This is a genomic window from Salinarimonas sp. (assembly GCF_046292825.1).
Taxonomy (GTDB): domain Bacteria; phylum Pseudomonadota; class Alphaproteobacteria; order Rhizobiales; family Beijerinckiaceae; genus Salinarimonas.
In genome coordinates this window covers 178,435-191,380 of sequence record NZ_JBKBQG010000001.1, presented here as the reverse complement: position 1 = coordinate 191,380, position 12,946 = coordinate 178,435, and the positions used below count along the sequence as shown (strand labels likewise).

At 72.3% G+C, this 12,946-nt stretch carries 10 protein-coding genes and 1 tRNA gene; 6 read left to right on the top strand and 5 right to left on the bottom strand.

The window, feature by feature from the left end; genetic code table 11:
- The first annotated feature begins 153 nt into the window (after positions 1-153).
- Together ACK4UM_RS00940 and ACK4UM_RS00935 are read left to right on the top strand one after the other, a co-directional pair.
- Positions 154-912 carry a hypothetical protein gene (locus ACK4UM_RS00940; RefSeq protein WP_409794306.1) on the top strand — a complete coding sequence of 253 codons (759 nt, stop codon included), beginning with the start codon at positions 154-156 and terminating at the stop codon, positions 910-912.
- 320 nt (positions 913-1,232) lie between these two features.
- On the top strand, positions 1,233-2,654 hold the full coding sequence (locus ACK4UM_RS00935; RefSeq protein ID WP_409794303.1) for an MFS transporter: 1,422 nt from the start codon (positions 1,233-1,235) through the stop codon (positions 2,652-2,654).
- Positions 2,655-2,812: 158 nt separating this feature from the next.
- Here the strand turns inward: ACK4UM_RS00935 and ACK4UM_RS00930 are convergent.
- Together ACK4UM_RS00930 and ACK4UM_RS00925 are read right to left on the bottom strand one after the other, a co-directional pair.
- Positions 2,813-2,889 (bottom strand) — tRNA-Arg (locus ACK4UM_RS00930).
- A gap of 100 nt (positions 2,890-2,989) precedes the next feature.
- Positions 2,990-3,331 (bottom strand): calcium-binding protein, encoded by a 342-nt coding sequence (locus ACK4UM_RS00925; protein ID WP_409794300.1) that lies wholly within the window; start codon positions 3,329-3,331, stop codon positions 2,990-2,992.
- A 154-nt stretch (positions 3,332-3,485) separates the two neighbouring features.
- On the opposite strand from ACK4UM_RS00925, the gene ACK4UM_RS00920 reads away from it, so the two are divergent.
- Positions 3,486-3,686, top strand: a complete 201-nt coding sequence (locus ACK4UM_RS00920) for a CsbD family protein (RefSeq protein WP_409794297.1) — start codon at positions 3,486-3,488, stop codon at positions 3,684-3,686.
- 110 nt (positions 3,687-3,796) lie between these two features.
- The gene (locus ACK4UM_RS00915) at positions 3,797-5,026 is read left to right on the top strand and encodes a GNAT family N-acetyltransferase (protein WP_409794294.1); all 1,230 of its coding nucleotides are present in this window, start codon (positions 3,797-3,799) and stop codon (positions 5,024-5,026) included.
- An 18-nt stretch (positions 5,027-5,044) separates the two neighbouring features.
- Here the strand turns inward: ACK4UM_RS00915 and ACK4UM_RS00910 are convergent, their stop codons facing one another.
- Positions 5,045-6,283 carry an NAD(P)/FAD-dependent oxidoreductase gene (locus ACK4UM_RS00910; RefSeq protein ID WP_409794291.1) on the bottom strand — a complete coding sequence of 413 codons (1,239 nt, stop codon included), beginning with the start codon at positions 6,281-6,283 and terminating at the stop codon, positions 5,045-5,047.
- 160 nt (positions 6,284-6,443) lie between these two features.
- On the opposite strand from ACK4UM_RS00910, the gene ACK4UM_RS00905 reads away from it, so the two are divergent.
- Positions 6,444-7,394 carry a Na+-dependent transporter gene (locus ACK4UM_RS00905; protein WP_409794288.1) on the top strand — a complete coding sequence of 317 codons (951 nt, stop codon included), beginning with the start codon at positions 6,444-6,446 and terminating at the stop codon, positions 7,392-7,394.
- A 538-nt stretch (positions 7,395-7,932) separates the two neighbouring features.
- Here the strand turns inward: ACK4UM_RS00905 and ACK4UM_RS00900 are convergent.
- Together ACK4UM_RS00900 and ACK4UM_RS00895 are read right to left on the bottom strand one after the other, a co-directional pair.
- Positions 7,933-9,579 carry a methyl-accepting chemotaxis protein gene (locus tag ACK4UM_RS00900; protein ID WP_409794285.1) on the bottom strand — a complete coding sequence of 549 codons (1,647 nt, stop codon included), beginning with the start codon at positions 9,577-9,579 and terminating at the stop codon, positions 7,933-7,935.
- A 156-nt stretch (positions 9,580-9,735) separates the two neighbouring features.
- Complete coding sequence (locus ACK4UM_RS00895; RefSeq protein WP_409794282.1) at positions 9,736-11,808, bottom strand: M3 family metallopeptidase; 2,073 nt, start codon at positions 11,806-11,808, stop codon at positions 9,736-9,738.
- A 99-nt stretch (positions 11,809-11,907) separates the two neighbouring features.
- On the opposite strand from ACK4UM_RS00895, the gene ACK4UM_RS00890 reads away from it, so the two are divergent.
- A complete protein-coding gene (locus ACK4UM_RS00890) occupies positions 11,908-12,588 on the top strand; it encodes a class I SAM-dependent methyltransferase (RefSeq protein ID WP_409794280.1) in 681 nt (226 codons plus the stop codon).
- Positions 12,589-12,946: the final 358 nt, after the last annotated feature.

Sequence of the window (12,946 nt, the reverse complement as noted above, 5' to 3'; positions counted from 1 at the left end):
GCGGACGAGTGTCGCACGCCGGCAACAGGTCGCGACCGATTGCGTCGACGGCCGCCCCGGCGCAACCCCGGCCTTTTCCCGGCGCGCGTCCTGCGCCTAGCCTGTCGCAGATACGAGCGGCCGAGCGAATCAGCCGCCGAAGGGGGCTCCATCATGGTCGTCAGCGCGTCCGCGAGGCGTTCGGGTGCATTCAAGCTGCTGTTCGTTTTCGTCACCGTCGTCGCGATGGCCGCGCTCGGCGGTTGCGCCTATCTGCAGGCGGAGAACGAGGCGCTGACGCGTGCGCTCGCCGATGTCCGTCGCGCCGGCGAGGCCGAGCGCGCGACGCGGGATCGCGAGATCGCGCGGCTCGAGGCGCGTCTTTCGCAGGCGCAGTCCCGCGCCGTCCTGTCGGACGACATCGCCGCGCTCGAGAGCCGCCGGGACGGTCTCGACGCCGAGGTCGCGGCGCTCGCGGCGAAGGGTCCCGCGCTCGCGCAGGACGTGGCGCAGGTCGAGGCGACGCTCGCGAGCCGGCGCGCCGAACTCGCGCGGATCGACGCCGCTCTGAATGCCGGCCGCTCGGCCTCCGCCGCCACGACCGGCGATCTCGAACGCCTGCGCGCCGAAGAGGCGGAGGTCGCGGCGCGGATCGACGCCCTGCGCGCGACGGCGCGCGACCTCGAGAGCGCCGGGGCGGCGCTCGAGGCCCGCATCGCCGCGCGGCGCGAGGCCGCCGACGCGCTCGACGCCGACATCGCCCGCAACCGCGCCCGCCTCGCCCGCCTCACCACTCTCGCCCGCGCCGCCGAAGCCCAGCTCGCGGCCATCGCGCTCGAGCTCGCGGATGTGGAGACCGGTGGGGAGCCGGTGAGCGACGCCGCCGCCGAGACCGCAGCGACCGATCTCGCGGTCGCGCGGCCGGTGGATTGAGACGCGCCCCGCCGCTTGCCGCAGGGGCAGCAGCCGCGTCGCGTCAGTATTTCTCCGCGGCCGTCTCCGGGTACGCGGGTCTTGAGCTTGCCCGCACATCCGTGCATAATCGCCCCAATGCCACTCTCCCGGGTCACGGGAAACGTCGCCCGTGAACGATACGGGCACGCCGAGCCGATCATAGGTCGACCATCACGTCGAACCGACGCCCTGCCGTCGGTCTCGGATCGCGCGCGATCGGAGCGCGCTGCACGGACGGGACCCGGGCTCGGCCCCGTCGCCACGCGCATTCCCGCCGACGATCAGGGAGCAACGCAAGCATGACGGCCGTTCCGCAGGACGACACCGCTGCGAGGACGAGATCGGGTGACGCGGCCGTCGCGTCCACCCTGGCGCTCGCCTCGTTCATCGTGACCTTCGACATCACCGCCGTCGTCGTAGCAATGCCCGTGATCAAGGCCGAGCTCGCGCTCGACGTCTCCGGTTTCGCCTGGGTCATGGACGCCTACAGCCTCGCCTTCGTCGTCCTCCTGACGAGCGCGGGCGTGCTCGCCGATCGGCACGGGCGCCGACGCGCGCTCCTCTTCGGCAACCTCGTCTTCGTGGCGGCGTCCGTCGCCTGCGGCCTCGCCACCGATGCGGCGACGCTCTATGCCGCGCGTGCGGTGCAGGGCGTGGGATCGGCCTTCGTCATCTGCGGTTGCCTCTCGCTCCTCTCCGAGCGCTTCCGCGAGCCGGCCGCGCGCGGGCGCGCCTTCGCGCTCGTCGGAACGGTCACCGGCGTCGCGATGGCGGCCGGGCCCGCGGGCGGCGGCCTGATCACGGAGTTCTTCGGCTGGCGCTGGGTGTTCTTCATCAACATTCCGATCTGCCTCTTCATCGCGCTCGCCGTGCCGCGCCTCGTCGCGGAATCGCGCGACCCGAGCGCGCGCGCGATCGACTATCTGGGCGTGGCCACCCTCACGCTCGCCTTGACGAGCCTCGTCTGGCTCCTGCTGCACGGGACCGAGATCGCCGGCTTCGACCTGCCGCTATGGGCCGCCATCGCGATACCCGCGGGCGCGGGCGTCGCCTTCGTGCTGAGCCAGACGCTGCGCGCAGAGCCGATGCTCGAGCTGTCGCTGATGCGCGACCCCGCCTTCCTCGGCATGTGCCTCGTGCCCTTCGCGTTGTCGATCGGCTATTGGTCGCTGCTCGTCTATCTCCCGCTCTTCCTCGAGACCGGGCTCGGCCAGACGCTCGCGAGCATTTCCTGGCTGATGCTCGCCGCGACGCTGCCGATGCTGCTCCTGCCCTTCGTCGGCGCGCGGCTCCTCCTCGCGATGACGCCGCGCTGGTTCTTCTCGATCGGGCTCGTCTGCGTCGCCGGCGGATGCGGCGTGCTCGCCGTCGCCGCGCGGGAGGGCAGCCTCGCGCTCGCGATCGGCGGCATGCTCGCCTGCGGCACCGCCGCCGCCGCGCTGAACGCGCAGATCTCGAGCGTGATCATGACCTTCGCGCCGCGCGAGCGCGCCGGCACCGTCTCCGCGATCGCGACGATCCTGCGCCAGAGCGGCTTCGCGGCGGGGATCGCGGTGCTCGGCGCGGTGCTCAGGCAATCGGGCGGCGAGCGCCTCGCCGCCGATCCGGAGCCGTTCGCGGCTCTGTTCGTCGCCGCCGCCGGCGCGGCCCTCGTCGCGGGGCTCGCCGTGGCGGCTCTGCTGCCGAGCGCCGAGAAGAGGGCTGTCGAGGCGACCGGCTGAGCCGGACGGGAGGCGGGGGCGTTCGCCACGAGACGGCGGATGCGGCGCTCGTCGCGAGAACGCGCGAGGCTCGCGACCACGCGTCCGGCACGAGAACGTCCCTCGTGTCACGGGGACGCGGTCAAATCCGTGGTTCCGGCCGGATCAAGATGAGGAGATGGCGCGCCCGAGAGGATTCGAACCTCTGACCTTTGGAATCGGAATCCAACGCTCTATCCAGCTGAGCTACGGGCGCGTGCCGCGCTCGGGGCGCAGTTCTGGGGGTGTAGCCGATCCGGCGGCGGGGGGCAAGAGATTCGCGGGGGCAAGAGAATCGCGGGGGGCGGCGTCCGCGCTCAGCACCCGATCTCCCGGCGGATGGCGTCGACCTCGCGGCGGGAGCGGCAGACGTTCTCGCACGGGATGCCGTCGCCGTCGCGGTCGGCACCCCGATAGCCGCCGCACCAGCGGATCACCGCCTCGCGGCACGAGCGCGCCATCCGGCAGGTCCAGCGCTGGGCGAGGATCTGGAGGGCGTCGTCGACGCTGTGCGGCGAGACGGCCGGCGCGGGCGGGGCGGCGGACGGGACGGCGGCGGCCGCTTGTGCCGTTGCAACGAGCGCGAACGCGGAAGCGATGAGCAACCTGCGGCCGGTTGAGCGGTCGATCATGAAAAACACGCCTTGATCGAAAAACACAGGCGATCATCGGTAGCGCCCCTCCGCCGCGGGCACAACCGGAATCCACAGCTCTACGCAACCTCCCGGACAGCGTGTAGCCACGCTCGGGAACCTTGGGCGTGAGCCTGGCGTTGATTGCCCAAACCGACACCAGCAATCGAGGAGACTTCGCATGAATTGGGAACAGGTCCGCGGGAATTGGGCGCAGTTCAAGGGCAAGGCCAAGCAGCGCTGGGCCGACCTGACCGACGACGACATCGGCAAGATCGAGGGTCGCCGCGACGAACTCGTCGGCAAGATCCAGGAGCGCTACGGCATCGCCAAGGAAGAGGCCGACAAGCAGGTCTCCGCCTGGGAGCGCGACCATTCCTGATCGGACGACGGCGACGGCGCGCGGCGGGCTCTCCGCCGCGCGTAACGCCTCCTTAGGCCGGGTGCGCTAGACAGAGCCCCGACGGCAGCGGGCGACGCGGAGGCGGCACCATGCACGGCCCCGCACAGACGGCGGCGACGGGCGACACGGATTTCGGCCAAGTCTCGGGCGGTCCGTCGACAGGCCTCACCCCGCTCGCCGATTTCGCCGCCGAGCCCGGCACGCGCGCGCGATGGGCGGCGCTCCTGCACCGCAGCGCGCACCCGAACCCCTTCTACGGCCCCGATTTCCTGATCCCGCTCGCCGAGCGCCTCGGGCCCGGCGGCGGGCTCGCGATCGCCTGGGTCCGCGCCGAGAGTGCCGAGGGCCCGCGTCTCGTCGGGCTCCTGCCCGTGCTCATGCCCGCGCGGGGCGCTCTGCGGCGCACGCTCGTCGCGCTCGGCCTCGCCGCGGACGGGCCGGAAGCCTTCGTGCATCCCATGGTCGTCGATACGACCCCCCTCCTCGACCGCGACGCCGCAATGCCCGCCGCCGCGGCCCTCGTGCGCCACCTCGCCACGCAGGCGCCCGGCACGCTCCTGCGGCTGCGCTTCCTGCGCGAGGGTCCCGCTTCCGAGGCGCTCGCCGAGGCGGCCGCGTCGCTCGCGCTGCCGCACGCGCCGATATCCCGCTTCGCCCGCGCCGGCCTCGCAGCCGACAGCGCGCCCGTCGCCGGACGCCGCCTGCGCGATCTGCGGCGCGACGCCCGGCGCCTGTCCGAGCACGGCACGATCGCCTTCGAGACGCTGACCGGCGCGGGCGTCGAGGCGGGGCGAGAGGCTTTCCTCGCGCTCGAGGCCTCGGGCTGGAAGGGCCGGGCCGGCACGGCGCTCGCGGAGGCGCCCGACCGGCTCGCCTTCGCGCGCGAGGCGCTCTGCGCGCGGGCCGCCGCCCCCGCGATCGCGATCGACCTCATGCGTCTCGACGGGCGCCCGATCGCGGCCTCGATCCACCTCCTCGCGGGGGAGGCCGGCGGCACCTTCAAATGCGCCTTCGACGAGGCCTATGCCCGCGGCTCCCCCGGCGTCCAGCTCGACGCCTATACCGCGCGGGCGCTGGCGGACGGATCGCTGCCGGCGAGGAGCCTCGATTCCTGCGCCGCCCCCGGCCATCCCGTCGAGGGGCTTTGGCCCGAGCGGCTCGGCTTTCGCGACGAAGCGATCCTGCTCGCGCCCGCGGCCGAGCCGACGCGGCTCGCGCGCCTCCTCGCGGGAATCGCCCGGCGCGAGACGGCGCGCGCGACGCTCAAGCGGCTCGCCAAGCGGCTGCTGCGCCGCAAGACCACCGCCGCGCGCGGGTGAGACGCGGGCGTCGCGACCTCAGAACCGGTCCGCGCGGAACCAGTACGGATCGGCGCAGGGCGCCTGCCCGTCCATCATCTCGCCGACGAGGCGCCCCGTGACCGGGCCGAGCGTGAAGCCGTGGTGGTTGTGGCCGAAGGCGAACCAGAGGCCGGGATGCTTCGGCGCGGGCCCGATCACCGGGCGCATGTCGGGCAGGCACGGCCGATTGCCGAGCCAGGGCTCGCGATCGGCGCGCTCCGAGAGGGGGAAGATCTCCCGCGCGAGCGGCTCGGCGCGGTCGAGCTGGACCGGCGTCGGCGGTGCCTCGCGGCTCGCGAATTCGGCCCCCGTCGTCAGGCGGATGCCCTGCGACATCGGCGCGAGCACGAAGCCGCTGTCGGTATCGAGGACGGGGTGATTGAGAACCGCGTTGCCGCTCGCCTTGTAGTGCATGTGGTAGCCGCGCTTGACCGCGAGCGGGATGCGGTAGCCGAGCGGGGCGAAGACGACGTCCGACCAGGGCCCCAGCGCGACGACTCCGATCTCGGCGCTCACCCGTCCCTCCGCCGTGTCGACCGCCCAGCCGCCCGGCGCGACGCCGAAGGAGCGCGCGTCGCCCTCGAGGAAGCGGCCGCCGCGCTGCACGAATAGCCGCGCATAGCCCTTCGCCACGCCGCCGGGATCGGGCACCGTCGCGGGATCGAGCCAATGGATGCCGCCGACGATCACGTCGGAGAGATGCGGCTCGCGGGCGTGGATCGCCGCATCGTCGAGCGCGTCGTAGCGAATGCCGAAGGGCTTGGCGCGGGCGGCCTCGGCGAGCGCCTTGTCGAGGTTGCGCTGCGAGCGGAAGGCCTTGATCCAGCCCGTCTTGCGCAGCATCGGCGCGATCCCCGCCTGCGCCATCAGCCGCTCGTGCTCGGTCACGCACAATTCGATCAGGGGCAGCATCGCGCGCGAGGCCTCCGCCAGCGCGCGCGGCGAGGAAGCGCGCCAATAGCGCAGGAGCCAGGGCGCGATCTTGGGCAGGAAGGAGAGGTGGTAATGCGCCTCGGTCGAGCGGTTGAGCCCGTATCGCAGCAGCGTCGTCAGCTCGCGCGGGAAGGCGTAGGGCACGATCGAGGCGCGCTCGATGAGCCCGGCATTGCCGTGGCTCGTCTCCTCGCCCGCCCCGCGCCGGTCCACCAGCACGACGCGCCGGCCGCGCTCCTGCAGGTGGAGGGCGATGGAGACGCCGACGATTCCGGCGCCGAGCACCACGACATCCGCACGCATGATTGGGCTTCCCCGGGTCTTGTCCTGAGCCTTGCGCACGGTCTAGGGAAAAAACCGCGCGAGCGCCATGCCCAACGCCGCGATCCCCGCTCGTGCGCGGGCGAGCCGACGGGCGCGCGACGAGCTTGACTGCAGACGAGCCCCACCCGAGGACGACACCTTGCACCGCATCCTCGATCTGTTCGCGCTCGTCGGGCGCTACGGCACGCAGGGCTTCGTCGTCGCGATCCTGATCGGCCTCGCGCTGCCGCAATTCGCGGCGGCCGCGCGCCCGCTCCTCGCGCTCACCATCTTCGCCTTCCTCGCGATGACCTTCGCGCGCGTCGACCTCGCCGCGTTGCGCGCCCTCGGCCGGCGGCCCGCGCCGATCGCGCTCGCGAGCCTGTGGCTGCTCGCGACGCCGCCGCTCGTCGTGCTCGGCCTCTTCGCGATCGTCGGGCGCGAGGCGCTCGGGCCCGGCATCGTGCTCGGCCTCGCGCTCTACGCGGCGGCGCCGCCGATCCTGTCCTCGCCTGCGGTGGCGATGCTGCTCAACCTGCCGCCGACGCTGCTCGTCGCGACGGTGCTGCTGACGACCGCGCTCGCGCCCCTCGTCGCGCCGCCGCTCGTCGAATTCGTCGCGGGCGCCGCGGTGCCGCTCGACGTCGGCATCCTGATCGAGCGGCTCGCGCTCCTCATCGGGGGCGCGGTGGTTCTCGCCGCGATCATCCGCCTCGTGCTCGGCCGCGAGCGCATCGCGCGCCACAAGGGGACCTTCGACGGGCTCGCGGTCGTGTTCTACGCGCTCTTCGCGATCGCCGCGATGGACGGCGTGCTCGTCGCGATGATCGAGACGCCGGCCCTCGTCGCCGCGATCCTGGCCGGCGTCTTCGCGCTCTCGATCGTGGGCTTCGCGATCGCCTTCGTCGGCTTGCGGATGCTGCCCGCGGGCGATCGCTTCGTGCTCGGCTACGCGACGGGCCAGCGCAATATGGGCCTCCTCGTCGCCGCGCTCGGCGCCGCGACGCCGGACGTGACCTTCCTGTTCTTCGCGCTCGCCCAGTTCCCGATCTACCTCCTGCCGCAGATCGTCAAGCCGATCGCGCGCCGGCTCGTCCACCCGGCTTCGTGAGGGGGCTCGCGCTTCTTCCGCTCAGGGGTGTCGCAAAGTCAGTCGCGCCGACAAGGGGGTGAGTGCTCCCCCGTGTCATCCCCGGCCGGAGGTCGCTTGCGACCGGAGGGGAAGGGGACCCAGCGTAGAAATTGCTTGCGGAGCACGCGCTTGTGGCGGCGTCTAGCCGCCTGGTCGGCGGCACGATGGTGTGCTTCGCACACGTCTTGGTGCTGGGCCCCCTTCCCCTGCGCACGCTACGCGTGCTCCGGCCGGGGATGACACGGGGGAGCAGCCCCGGCGGTGTCATCCCGGACGCCGAAGGCGATCCGGGACCCATAACCACGACGTATCGGTCGCAGCCTGTAGGCTGCGTCTCTCCGACGATCGATGTTGCACGGTAGTGCAGCGAGCGCGGCATGCGCGCTCGGACTTGTCGTCGAGGTTATGGGTCCCGGGTCCGCTTCGCGGCCCGGGATGACACCGCCCCGACGTCGCACGAACTCTCGGGAGCAGGAGAGGACCGCGCTCTCCCGCTCCCTCTCGCCGAGCGTCGTCCCTACGCCGCGACGCGGGCGAGGAAGCTCTCGACGGTGTCGCGCAGGCGGCCGGTCTCGGCGCGGATATCGCCGGAGGCGCGGCCGACATCGGCGCTCGCGCGCTCCATCTCGGCGACGCTGCCCTCGACCGCGCCGAGATCGGCGGTGGCGCCGCGGGTGTCGGCGTTGGCCGCGGCCGCGCTCGCGGCGATCTCCTGGATCGCCGCCGTCTGCTGCTCGATCGCCGCCGAGACCGCGCCGGCGAAGCTCTCGATGCCGGTCATGCGCTCGGTCATCGCGCCGATCTCGCCGACCATGCGGTCGGTGCCGGCCTGGATCGCCTGCACCTTCGCGACGATCTGATCGGTGGCGGCGGCGGTCTGGCTCGCGAGCGCCTTCACCTCGGCGGCGACGACGGCGAAGCCGCGGCCGGCCTCCCCGGCGCGCGCCGCCTCGATCGTGGCGTTGAGCGCGAGGAGATTGGTCTGCTCGGCGATCGCCTGGATGAGGCGGACCACCTCCTCGATGCCCGATGCGTCGCGGGCGAGCGCGGTCATGCCCTCGGCGGTCTCGCGGGAGGCGGAGGCCGCGCCGACGATCGCCTCGCGGGCCGCAACGATCTGGCTCTCGACCTCGCGAAGCGCCGCGCTCATCTCCTCGGTCGCCTGGGCGGCATTGCCGACGCGCTCGCAGGCGGATTGCGAGGCGCCGCTCGCGTCGCGGGTCTTCTGCGCGGCGCCGGCGGCGAGCTCGGCGACGCTCGCGGCGACGGCCTCGGCGCGGGAGGCGTTCGCCTCGAAGGCGACGAGGGCGGTCTCGGCGGCGGTGCGGAAGGCGGCGATCGCCCCCTCGACCGCGCGCACGCGCTCGAGCCGCTCGCTCTCGTCGCGGGCGCGCTGCGCCTGCAGCTCCTCGCGCTCGACGAGGTTGACCTGGAGCACGGCGACCGCACGGGCGATCTCGCCGATCTCGTCGCGCCGCTCACGGGCGGGGACGGTCTGGTCGAGCCGCGCCTCGGCGAGGCCGACGATGGAGGCGGTGAGCGGCGCCAACGGCGCGATCAGCCGCGCGAGCGACGCCCACAGGACGATCGCGATCAGGAGGACGATGCCCGCGCCGCCCGTCGCCGTCATGACGATGTCGCCGCGGGTGCGCTCGGCGAGGCGCTGCGTGTCGAATTCGAGCGCGACGACGCCGACGAGACGCCGGTCCGAGCCCATGCGCAGAGCCTCGAGCCGCAGGAGCCGCGTGCCCTCTTCGACGACGAGGGTCTCCGTCGCGGCGAGCGCCTCGAAGGGCTCCGCGCCGATGCGATCGGCGAGGCCGTAGGGCGTCAGCGCCGCTTCGTCGGCGGAGGACTGGGCCGAGGCGAGGACCATGAAATCGTCCATGACCGCGCCCGAGCGGAAATCCGGGTCCTCCTCGAGCGATTTCAGGAGGAAGGAGAGCGTCGTCGTGTCGTGGCTGACGACGAGCATCGGCGCGGCGCTGCCGATCATGGTGGCGAGCGCGTTCGTCTTCTGATCGAAGTCGACGCGGTTGCGCTCTGCGCTGGTCAAAGTCGTGAGCACGGCAGCCGCCGAGATCGCGACGACGGCGATCCCCACCGCGACGAGGATGATGCGGGCTCCGAGCGAGCGGAACCAGGTTGACCCTAGGTTTCTCATGACGTGAACGCCCCCCTTCAGGCATGTCTCGGGGGTACGATCCACAGGAGTTCATTCAGACCACTTTACGATGCAAAACATTCCTTTGCGGAAATGCCCAATCCGGATGGGCGCACGCGGCCCCGCGCGCCCATCGCCCGTCACGAGCGCGTCACCTCACGCCTCTCCCGCTGCCGGCGCGGCGACCCGATCGAGGAGGCCGCGTTTGCGCAGGAGGGGCGCGACGTCGGGCATGCGGCCGCGGAAGGCGAGATAGGCGTCCGCCGGGTCCTGGCGATTGCCCGCCGCGTAGACGAAATCGTGCAGGCGCTTGGCGGTCTTGGCGTCGAACACGTCCCCCGTCTCGCGGAAGGCCTCGAAGGCGTCGGCGTCGAGCACCTCCGACCACAGATAGGAATAGTACCCCGCCGCATAGCCCGAACCGGCGAAGACGTGGGCGAAATGGGGGGTGCGGTGGCGCATGACGATCTCGGCCGGCATCTCGATGCGCGCGAGCGCGTCGCGCTCGAAGGCGATCGGATCGATCTCGCCGGCCTCCGAGAGGAGGTGGAAATCGAGATCGACGAAGGCGCAGGCGCAATATTCCACCGTGGCGAAGCCCTGGTTGAAGCTGCGCGCGGCCTTCAGGCGCTCGCGCAAGTCGGCGGGCATCGGCTCGTTGGTGCGGTAATGGCGCGCGAAGCGCTCGATGACTTCCGGCGTCTCGAGCCAGTGCTCGTAGAGCTGCGAGGGCAGCTCCACCCAATCGCGCGCGACGCTCGTGCCGGCGAGCGACCCGTAGGTGACGTCGGACAGGAGCCCGTGCAGCGCGTGGCCGAATTCGTGGAAGAGCGTGCGCGCGTCGTCGAAGGAGAGGAGCGTCGGCTCGCCCCTCGGCCCGCGGGCGAAGTTCATCACGTTGACGATGATCGGCCGCACGCGCCCATCGAGATTGCGCTGGCCGCGGAAGCTCGAGGCCCAGGCGCCGGAGCGCTTGGAGGGCCGCGCGAAATAATCGCCGTAGAAGAGCCCCACATGCGCCCCGTCCGGACCCGTCACCTCGAAGGCGCGCACGTCCGGATGCCAGGTCGGCACGTCGTGGCGGGCGGTGAAGGAGAGGCCGAACAGGCGCCCCGCGACGTGGAAGGCGGCCGCGATCATGTTGTCGAGCGCGAGATAGGGCTTGAGCGCGCCCTCGTCGAGATCGTGCTTGGCGCGCCGCACCTTCTCGGCGAGGTAGCGCCAGTCCCAGGGACGGACGCCGTCGTTCACGCCCTCCGCCGCCGCGACCTCGGCGAGCGCCGCACGCTCCTCGCCGACGCGCGCGAGCGCGGGCCGCCAGACCGCCTTCAGGAGATCGTCGACGGCGTTCGGCGTGCGGGCCATGGAATCGTCGAGCTTGAAATGGGCGAAGCTCTCGTAGCCGAGGAGCCGCGCGCGCTCGGCCCGCAGCCGCACCGTCTCGGCGACGATCGGGCGGGTGTCGGTCTCGCGCCGCGCCTCGCCCCGGCTCACCCAGGCGGTGAAGGCGCGCTCGCGCAGGTCGCGGCGGGCGGAGAAGGTGAGGAACGGCTCGATCAGCGAGCGCGACAGGGTGATCGCGTGGCGCCCCTCCCCTCCCCGTTCGGCGGCGGCGCCCGAGGCGGCGGCGACGAGCCAATCCGGCAGGCCGTCGAGATCGCGCGCGTCGTCGAGCCAGATCACGGTGTCGCGCTCGTCGGCGAGGACGTTCTGGGCGAAGGCGGTGCCGAGCTCGGCGAGGCGCTGGTCGATCGCGGCGAGCCGCTCCTTGTCCTGCGCGCCGAGCCGCGCGCCGGCGCGCACGAAGCCGACGTGGGTGCGCTCGAGAAGCCGCAGCGATTCCGGGTCGAGCCCGAGGCTCTCGCGCGCCTCATGCACCGCGGCGACGCGCGCGAAGAGGTCCGCGTCGAGGCCGATCCGGCTCCAATGGCGCGAGAAAAGAGGCGCGAAGCGGCGCTCGATCGCCTGGAGCGCGTCGTTCGTGTCGGCGGAAGCGAGGTTGTAGAAGACGCTCGCGACCCGCGTCAGGTCGCGACCGGCGCGTTCGAGGCCGAGGATCGTGTTCTCGAAGGACGGCGCCTCGGGGACAGCCTTGATGGCGGCGATCTCGGCCTCGTGTCGGGCGAGCGCTTCCTCCAGCGCCGCCTCGATCGTCTCCGGCGTGATCGCCGCGAAGGGCGGCGCCTCGAATGGGGTCGACCAGGGCTCGAAGAAGGGATTGGCCGGCATTCCGTGTCTCCTCGTGCGCGGGATCGAATCCGCGGGATCAAGTCGCGGGCTTGATTTAGGGATCGCGGGGTGCGTCGTCGAGACGCTAATCTCCTGCACATGGATCGCCCGCTCACCCCCGCCGACGCCCCCGCCTTCATCCGCGCGAACACGCGGGCGCTGCCGGTGCCGCACGCCCCCGAGATCGTGCTCCACGTGGCCGACGAGGCCACCGCGCTCTGGGAGCGGACCGAGGAGGAGCTCGGCGCGATCGGCCTGCCGCCGCCCTTCTGGGCCTTCGCCTGGGCCGGCGGACAGGCGCTGGCGCGCTATCTCCTCGACACGCCCGAGACGGTGCGCGGCGCGCGCGTCCTCGATTTCGCCAGCGGATCGGGCCTCGTCGCGATCGCGGCCGCGATGGCGGGGGCGGCGCGGGTCGAGGCCGCCGAGATCGACCCCTTCGCGCTCGCCGCGATCGCGCTCAACGCGCAGGCGAACGGGGTGGCGGTCGCGCCGCGTGCGGGCGATCTCGTCGGCGCGGACGAGGGCTGGGACGTCGTCCTCGCGGGCGACGTCTGCTACGAGCGCGACATGGCGGCGCGGGTGGTCGAGTGGCTCGTGCGGCTCGAGGCGCGCGGGGCGCTCGTGCTGATCGGCGATCCGGGCCGCTCCTACCTGCCGAAGGACAGGCTCCACCCGCTCGCCACCTACGAGGTCCCCGTCACCCGCGCGCTGGAGGACGCCGAGATCAAGCGCGCGAGCGTCTGGGCTCTGCGCGCGGGGGCCGCCCGTGAGGCGTGATGCGAGTCTGTTCTCCTCGCAAAGCGCTCTGTGCATGGAAGTCTGTGAATCTTTCGGAGGTTGTCATCCCGGGCCGCGAAGCGGACCCGGGACCCATAACCTCGACGACCGTCCGAGCGCGCATGCCGCGCTCGCTGCACCACCGTGCAGCAGGGTCGATCGTCGGAGAAACGCAGCCTACAGGCTGCGACTGAATCGTCGTGGTTATGGGTCCCGGATCGCCTTCGGCGTCCGGGATGACACCGAAACGAAAGATTTCTCAAACCCCGAGGGGAAGGAGAGGGAGCGCGCCGGAATGCGTCGTACGCTTGCGCGAACGACGATTCGTGACGAGACGGCGCTCGTCTGGCGGGCGCAG

Bases quoted from the DNA above. Each gene is read 5' to 3' on its own strand.
- ACK4UM_RS00940 (WP_409794306.1), top strand. From the start codon at position 154: ATGGTCGTCAGCGCGTCCGCGAGGCGTTCGGGTGCATTCAAGCTGCTG.
- ACK4UM_RS00935 (WP_409794303.1), top strand. From the start codon at position 1,233: ATGACGGCCGTTCCGCAGGACGACACCGCTGCGAGGACGAGATCGGGT.
- ACK4UM_RS00920 (WP_409794297.1), top strand. From the start codon at position 3,486: ATGAATTGGGAACAGGTCCGCGGGAATTGGGCGCAGTTCAAGGGCAAG.
- ACK4UM_RS00915 (WP_409794294.1), top strand. From the start codon at position 3,797: ATGCACGGCCCCGCACAGACGGCGGCGACGGGCGACACGGATTTCGGC.
- ACK4UM_RS00910 (WP_409794291.1), bottom strand. From the start codon at position 6,283: ATGCGTGCGGATGTCGTGGTGCTCGGCGCCGGAATCGTCGGCGTCTCC.
- ACK4UM_RS00900 (WP_409794285.1), bottom strand. From the start codon at position 9,579: ATGAGAAACCTAGGGTCAACCTGGTTCCGCTCGCTCGGAGCCCGCATC.
- ACK4UM_RS00895 (WP_409794282.1), bottom strand. From the start codon at position 11,808: ATGCCGGCCAATCCCTTCTTCGAGCCCTGGTCGACCCCATTCGAGGCG.
- ACK4UM_RS00890 (WP_409794280.1), top strand. From the start codon at position 11,908: ATGGATCGCCCGCTCACCCCCGCCGACGCCCCCGCCTTCATCCGCGCG.